General features: G+C 59.4%; 17 protein-coding genes and 2 tRNA genes. 11 read left to right on the top strand and 8 right to left on the bottom strand.

Features of this window, described 5'->3' with window-relative positions:
- The first annotated feature begins 10 nt into the window (after positions 1–10).
- Positions 11–316, top strand: coding sequence for a YkgJ family cysteine cluster protein (locus KGB25_RS22750; RefSeq protein ID WP_008025864.1), 306 nt, complete (start codon positions 11–13; stop codon positions 314–316).
- Between the two features lie 104 nt (positions 317–420).
- Here KGB25_RS22750 and KGB25_RS22745 read toward each other — a convergent pair whose 3' ends face one another.
- The 6 genes from KGB25_RS22745 to hemA form a co-directional block, all read right to left on the bottom strand.
- Entirely contained in the window at positions 421–939 is a 519-nt protein-coding gene (locus KGB25_RS22745) for an acyloxyacyl hydrolase (protein WP_192419158.1), read from the bottom strand.
- A 104-nt stretch (positions 940–1,043) separates the two neighbouring features.
- Positions 1,044–1,835 (bottom strand): glutamate racemase, encoded by a 792-nt coding sequence (murI, locus tag KGB25_RS22740; protein ID WP_008037212.1) that lies wholly within the window; start codon positions 1,833–1,835, stop codon positions 1,044–1,046.
- Positions 1,828–2,583: a molybdopterin-synthase adenylyltransferase MoeB gene (locus tag KGB25_RS22735; RefSeq protein ID WP_223436743.1), complete on the bottom strand. Its 756-nt coding sequence runs from the start codon at positions 2,581–2,583 to the stop codon at positions 1,828–1,830. Before KGB25_RS22735 ends, murI begins: the two co-directional genes overlap by 8 nt.
- Positions 2,577–3,407, bottom strand: a complete 831-nt coding sequence (gene prmC / locus KGB25_RS22730; protein WP_008037210.1) for a peptide chain release factor N(5)-glutamine methyltransferase — start codon at positions 3,405–3,407, stop codon at positions 2,577–2,579. Before prmC ends, KGB25_RS22735 begins: the two co-directional genes overlap by 7 nt.
- Positions 3,408–4,490, bottom strand: a complete 1,083-nt coding sequence (prfA, locus tag KGB25_RS22725) for a peptide chain release factor 1 (protein WP_008025856.1) — start codon at positions 4,488–4,490, stop codon at positions 3,408–3,410.
- The gene (gene hemA / locus KGB25_RS22720; protein WP_008025854.1) at positions 4,487–5,776 is read right to left on the bottom strand and encodes a glutamyl-tRNA reductase; all 1,290 of its coding nucleotides are present in this window, start codon (positions 5,774–5,776) and stop codon (positions 4,487–4,489) included. Before hemA ends, prfA begins: the two co-directional genes overlap by 4 nt.
- Before the next feature lie 348 nt (positions 5,777–6,124).
- Here hemA and KGB25_RS22715 point away from each other — a divergent pair, with 348 nt between their 5' ends.
- The 8 genes from KGB25_RS22715 (at position 6,125) to ychF (ending at position 13,043) form a co-directional block, all read left to right on the top strand.
- A complete protein-coding gene (locus tag KGB25_RS22715; RefSeq protein ID WP_008025853.1) occupies positions 6,125–7,849 on the top strand; it encodes a tetratricopeptide repeat protein in 1,725 nt (574 codons plus the stop codon).
- Between the two features lie 4 nt (positions 7,850–7,853).
- The gene (lolB, locus tag KGB25_RS22710) at positions 7,854–8,471 is read left to right on the top strand and encodes a lipoprotein insertase outer membrane protein LolB (RefSeq protein WP_223436740.1); all 618 of its coding nucleotides are present in this window, start codon (positions 7,854–7,856) and stop codon (positions 8,469–8,471) included.
- A gap of 2 nt (positions 8,472–8,473) precedes the next feature.
- Complete coding sequence (gene ispE, locus KGB25_RS22705) at positions 8,474–9,325, top strand: 4-(cytidine 5'-diphospho)-2-C-methyl-D-erythritol kinase (protein WP_032828609.1); 852 nt, start codon at positions 8,474–8,476, stop codon at positions 9,323–9,325.
- A 36-nt stretch (positions 9,326–9,361) separates the two neighbouring features.
- Positions 9,362–9,436, top strand: a tRNA-Gln gene (locus KGB25_RS22700).
- A gap of 45 nt (positions 9,437–9,481) precedes the next feature.
- The gene (locus KGB25_RS22695; protein ID WP_003208392.1) at positions 9,482–10,423 is read left to right on the top strand and encodes a ribose-phosphate pyrophosphokinase; all 942 of its coding nucleotides are present in this window, start codon (positions 9,482–9,484) and stop codon (positions 10,421–10,423) included.
- A gap of 141 nt (positions 10,424–10,564) precedes the next feature.
- Positions 10,565–11,164, top strand: coding sequence for a 50S ribosomal protein L25/general stress protein Ctc (locus tag KGB25_RS22690; protein ID WP_008025849.1), 600 nt, complete (start codon positions 10,565–10,567; stop codon positions 11,162–11,164).
- A gap of 170 nt (positions 11,165–11,334) precedes the next feature.
- Complete coding sequence (gene pth, locus KGB25_RS22685; protein ID WP_008037207.1) at positions 11,335–11,919, top strand: aminoacyl-tRNA hydrolase; 585 nt, start codon at positions 11,335–11,337, stop codon at positions 11,917–11,919.
- Positions 11,920–11,942: 23 nt separating this feature from the next.
- Positions 11,943–13,043, top strand: a complete 1,101-nt coding sequence (gene ychF, locus KGB25_RS22680) for a redox-regulated ATPase YchF (protein ID WP_223436737.1) — start codon at positions 11,943–11,945, stop codon at positions 13,041–13,043.
- Positions 13,044–13,235: 192 nt separating this feature from the next.
- On the opposite strand, the gene KGB25_RS22675 is transcribed toward ychF, so the two are convergent.
- Complete coding sequence (locus tag KGB25_RS22675) at positions 13,236–14,453, bottom strand: MFS transporter (protein WP_008037203.1); 1,218 nt, start codon at positions 14,451–14,453, stop codon at positions 13,236–13,238.
- A gap of 323 nt (positions 14,454–14,776) precedes the next feature.
- Here KGB25_RS22675 and KGB25_RS22670 point away from each other — a divergent pair, with 323 nt between their 5' ends.
- Positions 14,777–16,834 carry a methyl-accepting chemotaxis protein gene (locus KGB25_RS22670; protein WP_223436735.1) on the top strand — a complete coding sequence of 686 codons (2,058 nt, stop codon included), beginning with the start codon at positions 14,777–14,779 and terminating at the stop codon, positions 16,832–16,834.
- Between the two features lie 116 nt (positions 16,835–16,950).
- A tRNA-Met gene (locus KGB25_RS22665) sits at positions 16,951–17,027 on the top strand.
- Positions 17,028–17,309: 282 nt separating this feature from the next.
- On the opposite strand, the gene KGB25_RS22660 is transcribed toward KGB25_RS22665, so the two are convergent.
- Entirely contained in the window at positions 17,310–18,419 is a 1,110-nt protein-coding gene (locus KGB25_RS22660; RefSeq protein WP_223436733.1) for a DUF2817 domain-containing protein, read from the bottom strand.
- Positions 18,420–18,460 lie beyond the last annotated feature (41 nt).

Below are 18,460 nucleotides of genomic sequence, written 5' to 3'. Positions count from 1 at the left end.
ACTGCGTGCCATGAAAACCATTCCCCACACGCAAATCACCGAGCCTGCGGTCACGTGCTCGACCTGCGCGGCCTGCTGCTGCCAGCTCGAAGTGATGCTGATCACCGACACGGGCGTGCCCGAACGTTTTATCGATACCGATGATTGGGGCGGGGAAGTCATGCTGCGCCTGGACGACGGCTGGTGCGCTGCGCTGGATCGCAACACGATGATGTGCACGATCTACGAAAAACGCCCGCTGATCTGCCGGGAGTTCGAGATGGGCGCACCGGAGTGCATCGAAGAGCGCCAGGGGATTAGCACAGCGTATCGATGATTTAGAAATGTGTTGCCTGATCTGACGCCTTCGCGGGCAAGCCTCGCTCCTACAGGTTGGATGATCCCCTGTAGGAGCGAGGCTTGCCCGCGAAGCTTTTAGTCTTACAACGGCATCGTGTAGTGCAGCGCGTAACTTTCTACACCATCGTTCGGGCTGCTGAGCCCCGCATTGGAATAGTGCGTCGCACGAATCCCGACTTCATGCCCGCCCGCAAAACGCAGACCGAAGCCAAAACGGTCTTCGAACTGAAAGGCACTGCCCAGTTCGTTGCCTTCAAGTTCGGTATTCGAGAACGCCGCCACGCCAACCCCGAGCTCTAGATAAGGTTTGACGTTCTGACCGGCAAACTCATAAACAAACACCGGCGAGAAAGACAGGCTGTGGTTGCTGGAAGTCTTGTCGCCTTCCCAATAGGTGTAGGCACCACTCCAGTAACCGGTCAAACGACCGACGTCACTTTGCAACCAGCTCTTGTCCCAATCGAATTGCATGCCCAATCGATAGGTCATGGTCGAATCGCTGGTCTGGCCGACCCCGAACTCCACGCCTGCCGCCTGTGCGGTAAAACTTTGCCCCATCAATGCGGCCGCAATCGCGGCCAAGCAGAATAGTCGCTTCATAGAAACATCCTTTTCCGTACGATTTCGTATGGTTTTTTTGTTGCTTACCGCAATAGAAGCCGACGCTTAATCAGAAGTTCACCCCAATTACCCGTTTCCCCAAACTACCTATTGAAGCTTTGCACAACGCCAGCGGTATTCCACAGTATCGGCAAGATATTTCTGAAATGTTCCGGATCGGCACTCGTCCAGAATTGCGCTGCACGAACTGGACCTTCAGCCAGCAATTCACGCTCGGCCAACAGCCGCTGAAGTTGTCGCGCGACGGCGGCGCCGGTATCGATCAGGCTGATGTCCTCGGGGATCATCTGCTTAAGCAACGGCTTTAGGAAGGGGTAATGCGTGCAGCCGAGAATTATCGTGTCGCAGCCTGCGGCGAGCAGCGGCCCGACATAGCGGGCCAGCAACTCACGCAGGGCGGGACTGTGCAGATCGCCGTTTTCAATCAGCTCCACAAGCCCTGGGCACGGCTGAGTGATTACCTGCACATCGGTGGCGAAACGGTCGAGCAACGCAGCGAACTTGGCGCTCTGCAAGGTGCCGGTGGTGGCGAGGACACCGACCACGCCGCTGCGGGTCGCGGCGGCGGCCGGTTTGACCGCAGGCTCCATGCCGACGATGGGCCACTCGGGGAAGTCGCGCCGCAAATCGGCAACACCGGCTACCGTCGCCGTGTTGCAGGCCAGCACCAGGGCCTTGGCGCCTTGCTGCTGAAAAAATTCGGCCATCACGCTGCAACGATGGCGAATGAATTCCGGGGTTTTCTCGCCGTAGGGAATATTGCCGCAATCGGCGACGTACAGCAGAGACTCGTTGGGCAGCAAACGCTGGACCTCGGCCAGCACCGACAGCCCACCGACCCCGGAGTCGAACACGCCAATGGGCGCTTCACGCATGTTTCGGCCCACAGACGCTGCAGCCCGGATCACGCTTGACGCGCAATTCACGGAAGCGCGAACCCAAGGCATCGATCAACAACAGGCGCCCTACCAGCGGTTCGCCGAAACCGGCCAGCAGTTTAATGGCTTCCAGTGCCTGAAGGCTGCCGACCAGTCCCACCAAAGGACCGACGACGCCCGCTTCACTGCACGTCAATTCAGCTTCGCTGCCGTGCCCGTATAAACAGTGGTAGCACGGACTGTCCGGACGGCGCGGGTCGAACACCGACAATTGCCCTTCAAGTCGAATCGCTGCGCCGCTGACCAACGGCTTGCCGGCCGCCACGCACGCAGCGTTGACCGCTTCGCGGGTGGAAAAATTGTCGGAACAGTCGAGGACCAGGTCCACTGTGGCCACCACAGCGGCCAGGGAATCTTCGTCCAGCGCGGCACGATGGGCGACCAGCTTGATCTCGGGGTTGATCGCGCTCAGGCGGCGGATCGCCGAATCGACCTTGGTCTGGCCGACGCTGTCGGTGTCGTGAATGATCTGGCGTTGCAGGTTGGTCAGGTCGACGGTGTCGAAGTCCGCCAGATGCAGCTCACCGACGCCCGCGGCGGCGAGGTACAACGCAACCGGCGAACCGAGGCCGCCGAGACCGATGATCAACACGCGGCTTTCTTTCAATCGCAACTGGCCGTCGATGTCGACGTGCTGCAACAGAATCTGCCGACTGTAGCGCAACAATTCCTGATCATTCAGCACGGCAGGCGCCCCAGGCTGATCCGTTGGTGACCGCCCAGATCGGTGCGGCTGTGGACTTCTTCAAAGCCGCGAGTCTGCAACAAATCGCGCACGGCTTCGGCTTGATCATAACCGTGTTCGAGCATCAGCCAGCCGCCCGCCTCCAGATAATCCGGGGCCTGGGCGACGATCAAACGCAGATCGTCGAGCCCGTCGACTCCAGCCACCAAGGCACTGGCCGGTTCGAAGCGCACATCGCCTTCCACCAGATGCGGATCGGCGGATGCAATGTACGGCGGGTTGCTGATGATCAGTTGAAAACGCTGACCTTCCAGGGCGCTGAACCAATGACTGCTCAGCACGGTGGCGTTGTTCAGGTGCAAACGCTGACGATTGCGCTCGGCCAAAGCCACGGCTTCGAGTACACGATCCACAGCGGTGACGCTCCACGCCGGACGCTCGCTGGCCAGGGCCAACGCAATGGCGCCGCTGCCGGTGCCGAGATCGAGGACCTTGGCGGGGGTGGCGGGCAACAATTCCAGCGCGGCTTCTACCAGCAATTCGGTGTCCGGGCGCGGGATCAAGGTGTGCGGTGCAACTTCCAGATCCAGCTTCCAGAAACCTTGCTGGCCCAGAATGTAAGCCACCGGCTCACCGCCACGACGGCGTTGCAGGTACTCGGCAAACTTCAGCGCGGCGTCGCTTGGAACGATGCGCTCCGGCCAGGTGTGCAGAAAACTGCGGGACTTGCCCAACGCCGCCGCCAGCAGCAATTCGGCATCAAGACGCGCCGTCGGCGAGTCGGGTAAATCAGCGGCGCGCAACAAACTGGCAATGATCGTCATTTAGTCACCTATCGCTGCCAATTGGTCGGCCTGGTATTCGGCCAGCAACGGTTCGATCACCGCATCGACACCGCCCGCGAGAATTTCGTCGAGGGAATACAGCGTCAGGTTGACCCGGTGGTCGGTGACCCGGCCCTGGGCAAAGTTATAGGTGCGGATGCGCTCGGAGCGATCGCCCGAACCGACCAGCAACTTACGCTCGCTGGCGATGGCATTCGCCGCTGCGCTGGTCTGCTGATCATTGAGCTTGGCCGACAGCCAGGACATCGCCCGGGCGCGGTTCTTGTGCTGGGAACGTTCTTCCTGGCACTCGACGACGATACCGGACGGCAAGTGCGTGATGCGGATCGCCGAGTCCGTCTTGTTGACGTGCTGGCCACCGGCACCGGAAGAACGGTAGGTATCGATCCGCAGGTCCGCCGGATTGATCTCGATCGCTTCCTGCTCGTCCGGCTCGGGCAATACCGCCACGGTGCACGCCGAAGTGTGGATACGCCCCTGGGATTCAGTGGCCGGAACCCGTTGCACGCGGTGCGCGCCGGATTCGAATTTCAGCTTGCCGTAGACGTTGTCGCCTTCGACGCGGGCGATGACCTCTTTATAGCCGCCATGTTCACCCTCGTTTTCCGAGAGGATTTCCACACGCCAGCCGCGACGCTCGGCGTAACGCGAATACATGCGGAACAGGTCGCCGGAGAAGATCGCCGCCTCGTCACCGCCGGTGCCGGCACGGATTTCAAGGAACACGTTGCGCCCGTCGTTCGGGTCCTTGGGCAGCAGCATGCGTTGCAGGCTGGCTTCGATCTCGATCAATTGCTCTTTGGCTTCGCGGACTTCTTCCACGGCCATTTCACGCATGTCCGGGTCGTTGTCCTTGAGCAGTGCCTGGGCGCCTTCGAGGTCGCTCTGTACTTTGAGCAACTGTTTATAGGCGTCGACAATCGGCTCGACTTCCGCGTATTCCTTGGAATAGGCGCGGAATTTGGTCTGGTCGGAAATGACCTCGCCGTCGCCAAGCAAGGCGGTCAATTCCTCGAAACGGTCCTGGAGGATGTCCAGCTTATTGAGCAGTGACGCTTTCATTGCGGTTTTTTATCCGAAAAGCTATCCGATGAGCCCTCACCGAGGGCAAAGAGTTCCTGGGCCATGGCCAGTGCGTCGAGGCGACCTTCGGCTGAGAGCTTTTTCAACTGCACGCTCGGGGCGTGCAAGAGTTTGTTGGTCAAGCCACGCGCCAGTTGCACCAGCACGTCTTCGGCGCTGCTGCCGTTGGCCAGCATGCGTTGGGCCTTCTGCAATTCTTCGTCACGCAGGCGCTCGCTTTGTTGGCGATAGGCCTTGAGTACATCCACCGCTGCCAGTTCGCGCAGACGGATCATGAAATCTTCGGCGCCGACCGAAACCATCTCTTCCGCCGCTTGCGCAGCGCCTTGACGGCTCTTGAGGTTTTCGGCGACCACTTCGTGGAGATCGTCGACGCTATAAAGGTAAACGTCGTCCAACTCGCCGACTTCAGGCTCGATATCGCGCGGTACGGCGATGTCCACCATGAAGATCGGTTTGTGCTTGCGCAGTTTCAAGGCACTTTCCACCGCGCCTTTACCGAGGATCGGCAACTGGCTGGCGGTGGAACTGATGACGATGTCGCTGCGCACCAGTTCGGCCGGAATGTCCGAGAGCAACACGGCATGGGCGCCAAACTGCTCGGCCAGAATGCTTGCGCGTTCCAGGGTGCGGTTGGCGACGACGATGCGTTTTACCCCCAGTTCGTGCAGATGGCGGGCGACCAGGGTGATGGTCTCGCCGGCACCGATCAGCAAGGCCTGGCTGCGTTGCAGGTCGCTGAAAATCTGTTTCGCCAGGCTGACTGCGGCAAACGCCACGGACACCGGGTTCTCGCCGATGGCAGTGTCGGTGCGCACTTGTTTGGCCGCATTGAACGTGGCCTGGAACAAACGCCCGAGCAGCGGACCGATGGTGCCGGCCTCGCGGGCCACGGCGTAGCAGGATTTCATCTGGCCGAGGATCTGCGGTTCGCCCAGCACCAGCGAATCGAGCCCGGAGGCGACCCGCATCATGTGACGAACTGCCGCATCATCTTCATGCACATAAGCGCTCGCGCGCAGCTCGTCGAGGCTCAGATGGTGATAATCGGCCAGCCAGCGCAGCACGATGTCCGCCGAAAGGTGATCCTGTTCTATATAGAGTTCACTGCGATTGCAGGTGGAGAGGATCGCAGCTTCGCGGCTGTCGGTGAGTCGGCAGAGCTGCTGCAAGGCCTCCACCAGCTGCTCAGGGGTAAAGGCCACGCGCTCGCGGACGTCTACTGAAGCAGTCTTGTGGTTAATACCGAGTGCAAGGAAGGCCATTCAAGGTCGCTGATGGTGACGTGAAGCCGGCAATTGTCCTACTTCGACAGATTCAGAACAACTACTCGATCTCTATTGACCTGGTAGCCGATGCCCGGCTTTGCGAGCGGTTCTCGTTTACACAACTTTTGATCCACGCACCACCCTGTAGGAGCCGGCTTGCCGGCGATGGTCGTGAACGATGGCGCATTTATTCTGGAAAAGACGCGACACCTTAAAGTCCATCGCCGGCAAGCCGGCTCCTACAAGGGTTTGTCGCGTGCTTCAGGGAAAATGCCCGGCCGGTTATGTTTGGCCGAAGGCTTGTGTCATGATGATCTGACCGCAGGTTAGTCGTCCTCTTCCTATATGAATAGATCTTCCGCGTTGCTCCTCGCTTTTGTCTTCCTCAGCGGCTGCCAGGCTTTGGCACCCGTTTCGTCGGACGGTACGTCGCCGGTCGAAGACAGCACTCCGGCCCCTGAAAAGCCCAAGGTCTACAGCTCGTTCAGCGAAGAAACCATCTTCAGCCTGTTGAGCGCCGAACTGGCTGGCCAACGCAATCGTTTCGACATTGCGCTGGACAACTACGTGACCCAGGCCATCAACACCCAGGATCCGGGCATCTCCGAACGGGCGTTTCGCATCGCCGAGTACCTGGGCGCCGATCAGGCTGCCCTGGACACTGCACTGATCTGGGCGAAAAACGCCCCGGACGACCTCGAGGCGCAACGGGCCGCGGCCGTGCAACTGGCGCGCGCCGGGCGTTATGACGACTCCATGGCCTATATGGAGAAAGTCCTGCAAGGCAAGGGCGACACGCATTTCGATTTTCTGGCCCTGTCTGCGGCCGATACCGATCAGGAAACCCGCAACGGCCTGATGAAAAGTTTTGACCGTTTGTTGCAGCGTCACCCCAACAACAGCCAGCTGATTTTCGGCAAGGCCTTGTTGATGCAACAGGACGGCGACAGCAAAGGCGCACTGACGCTGCTGGAAGACAACCCGCCGGATGACGGCGAAATAGCCCCGATTCTGCTGCGCGCACGCCTGCTGCAAACGCTCAATCGTGGTGATGAAGCGTTGCCGCTGCTGCAAAAAAGCATCAAGAAATACCCGGACGACAAACGCCTGCGCCTGACGTATGCCCGCATGCTGGTCGAACAGGACCGGATGGACGACGCCAAAGTCGAGTTTTCGAGCCTGGTTCAGCAGTACCCCGAAGACGACGAATTGCGTTACTCCCTGGCGCTGGTGTGCCTGGAAGCCAAGGCCTGGGACGAGGCCAAGGGCTACCTGGAAGACCTGATCGCCCGTGAAAGCCATGTCGACTCGGCACACCTGAACCTCGGCCGTATCGCTGAAGAGCGCAACGATCCCCAGGGCGCCCTGATCGAATACGCCAAGGTCGGCCCGGGCAACGACTACCTGCCGGCACAGTTGCGCCAGGCCGATATCCTGATGAACAACGGCAAGACCGCCGAAGCGCAAAGCCGCCTGGCGGCCGAGCGTGACGAACAACCCGATTACGCGATTCAGCTGTATCTGATCGAAGCCGAAACCCTGTCCGCCAATAAACAGGGGGACAAGGCCTGGAATGTTCTGCATAAAGCCTTGCAGCAATACCCGGACGATCTGAATCTGCTGTACACCCGCGCCATGCAGGCGGAAAAACGCAATGACCTGGCGCAGATGGAAAAAGACCTGCGGCTGATCATCAAGCGCGACCCGGACAACGCCATGGCACTGAACGCCCTCGGCTACACCTTGTCCGACCGCACGACGCGTTATGCCGAAGCCAAGGCCCTGATCGAACAGGCACACCAGATCAATCCGGAAGACCCGGCGGTACTCGACAGCCTCGGCTGGGTGAATTTCCGCATGGGCAATCTCGACGAAGCGGAAAAACTGCTGCGCAAGGCGCTCGATCGTTTTCCCGACCAGGAAGTGGCCGCTCACCTCGGCGAAGTCCTGTGGGCCAATGGCAAACAACGCGAAGCCAAACAAATCTGGGGCAAGTTTCTCAAGGAACAACCCGACAGCCCAATCCTGCGCGGCACCATCAAGCGCCTGACCGGATCAGAGACTCTTTAAGCTTATGTTTTTGCGCCACTTCATCGTTTTCAGTTTCATCGCCCTGCTCGCCGGTTGCGCGGGCTTCGGTGCCCGCGAATCGGTACAGGGTCAGGGCGACGCCAGCCTCTGGCGCGCTCACAAAGAACAACTGACCGGCCTCGACGGCTGGCAGATCAACGGCAAGATCGGCATTCGCGCGCCAAAAGACTCGGGCAGCGGCACGCTGTTCTGGTTGCAGCGCCAGTCCTATTACGACATTCGCCTTTCGGGCCCCCTGGGTCGCGGCGCCGCACGCCTGACCGGACACCCCGGAAAGGTTTCGCTGGAAGTCGCCAATCAGGGGCGCTATGAAGCGCCGACGCCGGAAGTGCTGCTCGAAGAACAGCTCGGCTGGAAGTTGCCGGTGTCCCATCTGGCGTGGTGGGTCCGCGGACTCCCGGCGCCGGACAGCAAGAGCCGCCTGACCCTGGACACCGATAGCCGCCTGGCCAATCTGGAACAGGATGGCTGGCAAGTCGAATACCTGAGTTACGCCGAGCAAAACGGCTTTTGGCTGCCCGAGCGGATCAAACTGCATGGCACCGACCTTGATGTCACGCTGGTGATCAAGGAATGGCAACCGCGCAAACTGGGGCAATGAACATGACGACCCCACGCTTGACGCTGCCCTCCCCAGCCAAACTCAATCTGATGCTGCACATCCTCGGTCGCCGTGAAGACGGTTACCACGAGTTGCAGACGATTTTTCAGTTTCTCGACTACGGCGATGAAATTACATTCGCCGTGCGCGACGACGGCGTGATTCAACTGCACACCGAATTCGATGGCGTACCGCACGACAGCAATCTGATTGTTCGAGCGGCAAAAAAACTTCAGGAGCAATCCGGTTGTTCGCTCGGCATCGACATCTGGATCGAAAAAATTCTGCCCATGGGCGGCGGCATCGGTGGCGGCAGTTCAAATGCCGCGACGACTTTGCTTGGGCTCAATCACCTCTGGCAACTGGGTTGGGATGAGGATCGACTGGCCGCACTGGGCTTGACGCTGGGCGCCGACGTCCCGGTTTTCGTGCGTGGCCACGCGGCTTTCGCCGAGGGTGTGGGAGAGAAACTCACCCCTGTAGACCCCGAAGAACCGTGGTATCTCGTGCTTGTGCCGCAAGTATCTGTAAGTACAGCAGAAATTTTTTCAGATCCGTTGTTGACACGTAACTCTTCTCCCATTAAAGTGCGCCCCGTTCCCAAGGGAAACAGTCGAAATGACTGCTTACCGGTGGTAGCAAGGCGTTATCCAGATGTACGTAACGCATTGAATTTGTTAGGTAATTTTACCGAAGCAAAACTCACCGGAACTGGAAGTTGTGTGTTTGGGGGCTTCCCAAGCAAAGCTGAAGCTGATAAAGTCTCGGCCCTTCTTACAGAGACCCTTACAGGGTTTGTAGCAAAGGGAAGCAACGTTTCGATGTTGCATCGCAAGCTGCAAAGTCTGCTCTAAAGGAACCGATTACTGGGTAATCGTTGCAACAGATACAGGGGCGTCGCCAAGCGGTAAGGCAGCAGGTTTTGATCCTGCCATGCGTTGGTTCGAATCCAGCCGCCCCTGCCATTTTCTATACTCATCCAGGTTACCCTCAGCCTCTAGGTACTGCGCGTGTCCAAGATGATGGTCTTTACGGGGAATGCTAACCCCGATCTGGCTCGGCGTGTCGTACGTCAGCTGCATATCCCTCTCGGTGACATCTCTGTCGGTAAGTTTTCCGACGGCGAGATTACAGCCGAGATCAATGAAAACGTCCGCGGTAAAGATGTCTTCATTATTCAGCCGACTTGCGCTCCGACCAACGATAACCTGATGGAACTGGTAGTGATGGCTGATGCCTTCCGCCGCTCCTCGGCTACTCGTATTACTGCTGTTATTCCTTACTTTGGTTATGCCCGTCAGGATCGCCGTCCGCGTTCCGCACGTGTGGCTATCAGCGCGAAAGTCGTTGCTGACATGCTTACCGTAGTCGGCATCGACCGTGTTCTCACGGTTGATCTGCATGCTGACCAAATCCAGGGTTTCTTCGATATTCCGGTAGATAACATCTACGGCTCCCCCGTTCTGGTGGATGACATTGAAGATCAGCGCTTCGAAAACCTGATGATCGTGTCCCCGGACATTGGCGGCGTCGTGCGTGCACGTGCTGTTGCCAAATCCCTGGGCGTGGATCTCGGGATCATCGACAAACGCCGTGAGAAAGCCAATCACTCTGAAGTGATGCATATCATCGGTGATGTCGAAGGGCGTACCTGTATTCTGGTCGATGACATGGTCGATACCGCCGGCACTCTGTGCCACGCGGCAAAGGCTTTGAAAGAGCATGGCGCTGCCAAGGTTTTCGCCTACTGCACACACCCTGTGCTGTCCGGTCGGGCGATCGAAAACATTGAAAATTCCATGCTGGACGAACTGGTGGTGACTAACACCATCCCGTTGTCCGCTGCTGCTCAAGCCTGCTCGCGTATCCGTCAACTGGATATCGCGCCGGTTGTTGCTGAAGCGGTCCGCCGCATCAGCAATGAAGAATCGATCAGCGCGATGTTCCGTTAAGGGCCCTGCCCTTCTCGAACAGCTCGTTGACGAAAAGCGCCCCGCCCCGGCATTCCTGTCGGGGCGGGGCTTTTTTGCCCATATCGCCTTTAGCGCTGGTCGCAAACGCTGGGGCGAATGTGGTTATTTTGGAGATACAACATGAACGATTTTACTCTGAATGCTGAAGTGCGTTCCGACCTGGGGAAAGGTGCGAGCCGCCGCCTGCGTCGTCTCGCAAGCCTGGTACCAGCTGTAGTTTACGGTGGCGAAAAAGCCCCTGAATCCATCAGCATGCTGGCTAAAGAAGTTGCCAAACTGCTCGAAAACGAAGCGGCTTACAGCCACATCATCGAGCTGAACGTTGGTGGCACCAAGCAAAACGTAATCATCAAAGCTCTGCAGCGTCACCCGGCCAAAGGCCACGTGATGCATGCTGACTTCGTACGCGTAGTTGCCGGCCAAAAGCTGACCGCTATCGTTCCAGTGCACTTCATCAACGAAGAAGCACCAGCGAAGAAAGGCGGCGAGATTTCGCACGTTGTTGCTGAAATCGAAGTGACCTGCCTGCCAAAAGACCTGCCTGAATTCATCGAAGTCGACCTGGCTAACGCCGAAATCGGTTCGATCATTCACCTGTCCGACCTCAAAGCCCCTAAAGGCGTTGAGTTTGTTGCTCTGGCACACGGCGATGACAAGGCTGTTGCCAACGTCCACGCTCCACGTGTTGCTCCAGAAGCTGCTGAAGGCGCTGCAGAGTAATTCACTCTGTGATGCCGGAGTGACCCGGTAACATCGCGGACTGGAACGTAGCGAGAAAGCGGGCGAGAACGCGGAGTTTACATAATGGTAAATGAGCACTTGTCGTCCACTTTCGCCGCACACCCGGATTGCGGCGATGTTATCCACCACTCCAAAGAAGGGCCCCTATCGTGACTGCCATCAAACTGATCGTTGGCCTGGGAAATCCAGGCGCTGAATACGAACAGACCCGGCATAACGCAGGGGCCCTTTTTGTTGAGCGCATCGCGAACGCACAAGGCGTCAACCTTGTGGCGGACCGCAAATATTTCGGCCTGACCGGGCGTTATTCGCACCAGGGTCAGGATGTTCGTCTGCTGATTCCCACCACGTACATGAACCGCAGCGGCCAGGCCGTGGCGGCACTCGCAGGATTCTTCCGCATCAAGCCTGAAGAAATCCTCGTGGCGCATGACGAACTCGACCTGCCACCGGGCGTTGCCAAACTCAAACAGGGCGGCGGCCATGGCGGTCACAACGGGTTGCGCGACATCATCGCGCAACTGGGCAATCAGAATACCTTCTACCGCTTGCGGCTTGGCATTGGCCATCCGGGCGTAGCCAGTATGGTTTCAAATTTCGTCCTGGGTCGTGCGCCACGCGCCGAACAGGAAAAACTCGATGCCAGCATCGACTTTGCCCTCGGCGTGCTGCCGGATATCCTCGCCGGGGAATGGAACCGCGCGATGAAAAACCTGCACAGCCAGAAGGCCTGACTCTACTCCTCGGGGAAAACACCATGGGATTCAATTGCGGCATCGTCGGCCTGCCTAACGTCGGTAAGTCCACCCTGTTCAACGCCCTGACCAAATCCGGGATCGCGGCCGAGAACTTCCCCTTCTGCACCATCGAGCCGAACAGCGGTATCGTGCCGATGCCGGATCCGCGTCTGGACGCCTTGGCGGCCATCGTCAAACCAAAGCGCATCCTGCCGACCACCATGGAATTCGTCGACATCGCGGGCCTCGTTGCCGGCGCCTCGAAAGGTGAAGGCCTGGGCAACAAGTTCCTGGCCAACATCCGTGAAACCGATGCCATCGCCCACGTGGTCCGCTGCTTCGAAGACGAGAACGTGATTCACGTCTCCAACAGCGTCGACCCGAAACGCGACATCGAAATCATCGACCTGGAACTGATCTTCGCCGACCTCGACAGCTGCGAGAAGCAACTGCAGAAAGTCGCACGCAACGCCAAGGGCGGTGACAAGGACGCAGTGGTCCAGAAAGGCCTGCTGGAGCAACTGATCGCTCACTTCACCGAAGGCAAGCCGGCACGCAGCCTGATGAAGAGCATGGGCACCGACGAGAAAGCAGTGATCAAGGGCTTCCACCTGCTGACCACCAAACCGGTCATGTACATCGCTAACGTCGCTGAAGACGGTTTCGAAAACAACCCGCACCTGGACGTGGTCCGCGACATCGCCGAAGAAGAAGGCGCCGTGGTTGTTCCGGTGTGCAACAAGATCGAAGCGGAAATCGCCGAGCTGGATGACGGCGAAGAGAAAGACATGTTCCTCGAAGCCCTTGGCCTCGAAGAGCCTGGCCTGAACCGCGTGATCCGCGCCGGCTACGAAATGCTGCACCTGCAGACCTACTTCACCGCCGGTGTCGAAGAAGTCCGCGCCTGGACCGTCCGCGTTGGTGCCACCGCACCGCAAGCCGCTGGCGTGATCCACACCGACTTCGAAAAAGGCTTCATCCGCGCCGAAGTCATCGCCTACGACGACTTCATCCAGTACAAGGGCGAAGCCGGCACCAAAGAAGCCGGTAAATGGCGTCTGGAAGGCAAGGACTACATCGTTAAAGACGGCGACGTGATGCACTTCCGTTTCAACGTGTAAAAACACCCGCCCAAGAAAAAGCCGCGTTTGATACGCGGCTTTTTTGTGCCTGAAATCCGGGCAACACCCAATCCTGTAGGAGCGAGCGGTGCGGCGATCCGACTTGCCCGCGAAGAACGATAACGCGGTTTACCTGAATCACCGCGTCATCGTTCTTCGCGGGCAAGCCACGCTCCTACAGGTCAGTGGTGTTCAGGCCTTTTTGGTTCTTGGCAGGAAGATCGCCAACACGCCCAACAACGGCAGGAACGAGCACAGGAAGTACACGTATTCGATGCCGTGCACGTCCGCCAGATGCCCCAGCAACGCCGCGCCAATCCCGCCGAAACCGAACATCAGCCCGAAGAACACCCCGGCAATCATCCCGACATTACCCGGCACCAATTCCTGTGCATAAACCACAATGGCCGAGAATGCCGAGGCCAGGATGAAGCCAATCACCACGCTCAGAATGCTGGTCCAGAACAAATCAACATGCGGCAGGATCAGGGTGAACGGCGCAACCCCAAGGATCGAAAACCAGATCACCGCCTTACGCCCGATCTTGTCGCCAATCGGCCCGCCGAAGAAAGTCCCCGCCGCCACCGCCCCCAGAAACAGGAACAAATGCAGCTGCGAACTGGCCACCGAGAGGTCGAATTTCTCGATCAGGTAAAAGGTGAAGTAACTGGTCAGACTGGCCATGTAGAAATACTTGGAGAACACCAGCAGCCCCAGCACCACCAGCGCACTGGTGACCCTGCCCTTCGACAAGCCATGAGTGGCCGCCTGACCTTGCTTGAGCTTGAACAGGTTCAAGTGATTGGCGTACCAACGGCTGATCCGGTAGAGCACGAACAGCGCAAACAACGCGAACAAGCCGAACCACGCCACATGGCCCTGGCCGAACGGAATGATGATCGCCGCCGCCAGCAATGGGCCAAAGGCCGAACCCGCGTTACCGCCTACCTGAAAAGTCGATTGCGCCAGACCGAAGCGCCCGCCCGAAGCCAGTCGCGCCACACGGGAGGCTTCCGGGTGAAAGGTCGAGGAACCAATACCGATCAGCCCTGCCGCCAGCAGGATCATCGGAAAGCTGCCGACCACCGACATCATCAAAATACCAATCAACGTACACACCGTACCGGCCGGAAGCAGCCAGGGTTTGGGATGACGATCGGTGTGGTAACCGACCCACGGTTGTAACAGCGAGGCCGTCAGTTGAAAGGTCAGGGTGATCAGGCCGACCTGGGTGAAGGTCAGGCCGTAGTTGGCCTTGAGCATCGGGTAGATCGACGGCAGCACCGACTGAATCAGGTCGTTGATCAAATGCGCCAGCGCCACGGCACCGATGATGCGCATGACCAGAGGGCTGCTTTGTGACGTCGCGGATGCCGGCGTCGCGCCGGTCTGGGCATTGCTGATAGCCATGGGAGTTTCCGTACAACAGATGGGTGCACACGGGCAGGTGCGTCAATGTGCCATTTTTCAGTGCAGCAGCGCCATCCCCTTAGCCAGCTAACGAACTAATTTCCGCAAGTAATAGCGCAACGCCATGGTCTGAATCTTGCCTTGTTATCCGCTTCAACGCGGTGCCCTTACAAAGGGCACCGAGAATGGGAAGTTTCGCTACAGAGTCGGCCTACAGAGCTGGCGAGGGTGAACTTTCGAGGCCTTTAAAAAGGACACGAGTCGCGGTCGCAACGACTTCGACGCACGCCATTGGTGCGTGGTGTCCAGAGGAGTCATGGGGCATGCAGGCTTTTTTATCTCCGGGGATCGGGTTGCTGGGGCGTTTCGGCTTCGCCCGTAAATTTCAGTTGTTGTTTCTGCTGTTTATCCTGCCACTGGCGGGTAGCCTGCTGATGATCGGCCAGGACTATCGCGCCAAACTGAACCTGATTTCCGGCGAACGTGCCGGGGTTCGGCAACTGCTCGCGCTGGATGCGCTGGATAACCTGCTCGCCGCCCAGCGTGATCGCGCCGCGCGCTGGCGTGCCACCGAGACCAATCGCCAACCGACACCGGCCACCCTCGCCGCGATGGCGGCGTTCGATGCCGTTCAGCCGGCGGTCGCGCAAGCCACCACGGACCTTGGCAACGCGTTGCAAACCGAAGGCGCCGAGGGCGAAACCCTCACTCGCTACCAAGCGCTGCAAACCGCGCTCAACGGCCTCGATTCGAAAAGCCTGAGCAGCGTCGGCTGGTGGCCGGACGGTTACGACCGTTTCACCAACGCCTTGAGTGCCCTGCAGGCCCTGCGCGAGCAGATCGCCATGGACAATCGCCTGACCCTCGCACCGTGGCTGGAAACCTACCTGCTGACGCAGATCTCGACGCAACACGCGCCGGACCTGATCGAGCGCGTCGGCCGTCTGGCCAGCGTCGGCCAGGCGTCGGTGGTGTCCGGGCAATTCACCCTGCAAAGCCGCCTGCAATTGCGCGACCTGCGTAGCCGCATCGGCGACGCCCGCGAGCAGCTTGTCAAAACCGCTGGCCTGCTGGAAGCGCGCCTGCCCAGTGCCTTGCAGGCGTGGGCCGGGCAGTACCATGACAACCTCAAACACCTCGATGCCGAGCTGAAAGTGCTCGATGACGGCGTGTTTGGCGGCAGCATCAAACTCAAACCCGAGGAGTTCGAACGCAGCCTGGACAGCCTGCTCACCGACCTCGCTTCGCTGCGTCAGCAGTCGTTGGTTTCGCTGGATCAGCGTCTGGATTACTACCATGGCTCGGCGATCCGCCAGTTCATTCTGGTGGCCGTGATCTTTGGTTGCCTGCTGCTGGCCGCGCTGTACCTGTTCATCTGCTTGCAGGCTTCGATCCGCCGCAGCGCCAGCGGCATCACGCTGCTGGCCGAAGCCTTGCGCGACGGCAATCTGAGCCTGCAAGTGCCGGTTGAAGGCCGCGACGAACTGGCGGCGATCAGCACCGCGCTCAACGTTGCGGTGGTGCAACTGCGCAATAGTCTGTTGGGGGTCGATCACGAAACTTTGCAGCTGAGTAACGCGGTGCGCACGCTCAATCACCATTCCAGTGGCGCCTTGGGCGAGGTCGAGGCGCAGCAATTGCAGATCAGCCAGATTGCGGCAGCGGCAACGCAATTGGCCGCCACTTCCCAAGGGGTTGCCCAGAGTTGCGAACAGGCCTCCGGCAGCGCTCAGCATACCCGGCGCATTGCTGCCGACAGTAGCCGTGACAGCCAGCGCACAACGGCGAGCATCCAGCAGCTCAACCAGCGTTTGAACGACACGGCGGCCGCACTCGGACGGGTCAGCGAACAAGGGCAGCAGATTCAGTTGGTGGTCGACACCATTCGCGGCGTTGCCGAGCAGACCAACCTGTTGGCGCTCAACGCCGCTATCGAGGCCGCGCGTGCCGGTGAACAGGGCCGTGGCTTTGCGGTGGTGGCCGATGAAGTGCGCAGCCTCTCGCAGCGCACCCAATCGTCCACTGCGCAGATCGCCGGCACCGTCGACAGCCTGCGCAACACGGTGAACGAAGCCGTGAGCCTGATGGAAGCCGCCTGTGGCCAGGCGCAATCCGATGCGCAAGCAGTCACTGGCCTCGGCGAACGACTGGGGGAAATCGCCAGTGCCGTGCAGAGTGTCACCGACACGTTGGCGCAAATTGCCACGGCGGTCGACGAGCAAGCGACCACTGCCGACGAAGTCAGCGGCAACATCCAGCAGGTCGATCAGGCGGCTGTCCGCTTGCTCGAAGGCGCGCGGGCGGTGAACCTGGCGGCGGACACCTTGAGCCAGGGCAGCAAGGCCCTGAGTGCCAATACCGGGAGATTCCAGCTCGGTTGACGCCCTCCCCCGGTCCGGTTTTTCGGCTCTGGAGGATAAGCGGTTGAAAGTGTAGAGAAATATTTTAGATTTACGCTTGACGCATCTGCATTACCGGTGAATAATGCGCGCCACTTGGCTACATAGCTCAGTTGGTTAGAGCATAGCATTCATAATGCTGGGGTCCGGGGTTCAAGTCCCTGTGTAGCCACCAAGTACTAAAAACGGCTTACCGAAAGGTAGGCCGTTTTTTTATGCCCGGAGAAAAGTGCACGGATTCTTTGGCCAACACAAAACCTGCAGGAGCCCGGCTTGCCGGCGATGAGGGCCTCGAGCCTTGTATCGACTGCGAGCACGCCATCGCCGGCAAGCCGGCTCCTACATGGACATGTGTCGTGCGCAAACTCTTCGGTCGACACAAAACCTGTAGGAGCCGGCTTGCCGGCGATGGCGGCCTGACAGACTCCACAAAACCTGAACCGGACCACAACGCCTGTCAGGAACGCATCGCCGCCAGCGCCGACAACCCCCGCTCCCATATCTGCCACGTACGCAACCAGACCATTGCCTGCCAGTCGCTGTCGGCAGGATAGAACTGTTCCAACAGATTCAGTTTGATCTCGCGCCCTACCGCATCACTCGGATTGCCGTGCAGATGCAACCAATGATCGTCACGCAGATGACGATGAACCTCGGCCCCCGGATACGTCCCGCACTCAATCACGAAAGGCATCAGGCGCAACTGCGGCAACGCGTCGATCAGCGCCTGCGAGGTGTAGCCGGTTGCCGTCGCGGCCACGCCGGTTTCGCTCAGCGTATCGGCGCCGGTCAGTAGCGTGTAGAGCCATGGCCCGTAAATGGCCTGCGCCTCTGGCAACGCCGGGTAGGCCGACTCGGTGATGGTCAGCAACATCGGATGGCCGTACTCCCCGGCGCCGGTGTGCAGGTCAAAGCACATCGCGACCTCGGCGTGGGCGACATGCTTTTGCAGGATCTGGTGCAACGTACGGTTCGACCAGGCCGGTGCTCGCCCGCCATAGAACAGACCATCGGGATGACTGTGCTGGCCGCCCTCGACAATCGACATCACCGCCGGCCAGCCGTGATCGTGGATCTGCTGGTTGAGCAGCGCATCGGCGCGATCACGCTCGGGGCCTGTCAATTCAGTGCAGGCATAGATTTCATGCAGCGCGGCGTAGGCCCGGTTGTCCGGCAGTGGATGTTCAAAGTTCAGGTGATTGCGGTTCAGGTCGATGTTGTCTTCGTTGACCCGGCGCAGCCACGCCGTGCCCCAGGGATTGATCAGATGAACGAACACCACGGCGACATCGGCCGGCAGTGAACGCTTGCCCAACTCCTGCATCCATTTGATCTGACAGCCCGAGCCATAGAAACCTTCGACCCCGTGAGTGCCGCTCAACGCGACCAGCAAGCGCTTGGCGCCCGGATCACCGAGTACCGCCACATCGGTGCTCAACGGCTCACCGAACGGCCCTTTGAGCGGGTGCGGGTACTCAGTCAGCGTCGCGCCGGCCGTGGTCGCTGCGGCCAGAAACTGTTCACGCTGGGTGCGATAACCGGGCTGGGTGGGAAAGTCGGTCTGCATGTCTGCCTCTTGTTTGTTTTCTGGCCTGCCTGTTGCCCTCG

The sequence above is a fragment of the Pseudomonas sp. BF-RE-21 genome (assembly GCF_019947305.1).
In the GTDB taxonomy this organism is placed as follows: domain Bacteria; phylum Pseudomonadota; class Gammaproteobacteria; order Pseudomonadales; family Pseudomonadaceae; genus Aquipseudomonas; species Aquipseudomonas migulae.
The sequence above is the reverse complement of the archived record's forward strand: the minus strand, read 5'-3'. Positions and strand labels throughout refer to the sequence as shown.

Bases quoted from the DNA above. Each gene is read 5' to 3' on its own strand.
- KGB25_RS22750 (WP_008025864.1), top strand. From the start codon at position 11: ATGAAAACCATTCCCCACACGCAAATCACCGAGCCTGCGGTCACGTGC.
- KGB25_RS22745 (WP_192419158.1), bottom strand. From the start codon at position 939: ATGAAGCGACTATTCTGCTTGGCCGCGATTGCGGCCGCATTGATGGGG.
- murI (WP_008037212.1), bottom strand. From the start codon at position 1,835: ATGCGTGAAGCGCCCATTGGCGTGTTCGACTCCGGGGTCGGTGGGCTG.
- prmC (WP_008037210.1), bottom strand. From the start codon at position 3,407: ATGACGATCATTGCCAGTTTGTTGCGCGCCGCTGATTTACCCGACTCG.
- prfA (WP_008025856.1), bottom strand. From the start codon at position 4,490: ATGAAAGCGTCACTGCTCAATAAGCTGGACATCCTCCAGGACCGTTTC.
- hemA (WP_008025854.1), bottom strand. From the start codon at position 5,776: ATGGCCTTCCTTGCACTCGGTATTAACCACAAGACTGCTTCAGTAGAC.
- KGB25_RS22715 (WP_008025853.1), top strand. From the start codon at position 6,125: ATGAATAGATCTTCCGCGTTGCTCCTCGCTTTTGTCTTCCTCAGCGGC.
- lolB (WP_223436740.1), top strand. From the start codon at position 7,854: ATGTTTTTGCGCCACTTCATCGTTTTCAGTTTCATCGCCCTGCTCGCC.
- ispE (WP_032828609.1), top strand. From the start codon at position 8,474: ATGACGACCCCACGCTTGACGCTGCCCTCCCCAGCCAAACTCAATCTG.
- KGB25_RS22690 (WP_008025849.1), top strand. From the start codon at position 10,565: ATGAACGATTTTACTCTGAATGCTGAAGTGCGTTCCGACCTGGGGAAA.
- ychF (WP_223436737.1), top strand. From the start codon at position 11,943: ATGGGATTCAATTGCGGCATCGTCGGCCTGCCTAACGTCGGTAAGTCC.
- KGB25_RS22675 (WP_008037203.1), bottom strand. From the start codon at position 14,453: ATGGCTATCAGCAATGCCCAGACCGGCGCGACGCCGGCATCCGCGACG.
- KGB25_RS22670 (WP_223436735.1), top strand. From the start codon at position 14,777: ATGCAGGCTTTTTTATCTCCGGGGATCGGGTTGCTGGGGCGTTTCGGC.
- KGB25_RS22660 (WP_223436733.1), bottom strand. From the start codon at position 18,419: ATGCAGACCGACTTTCCCACCCAGCCCGGTTATCGCACCCAGCGTGAA.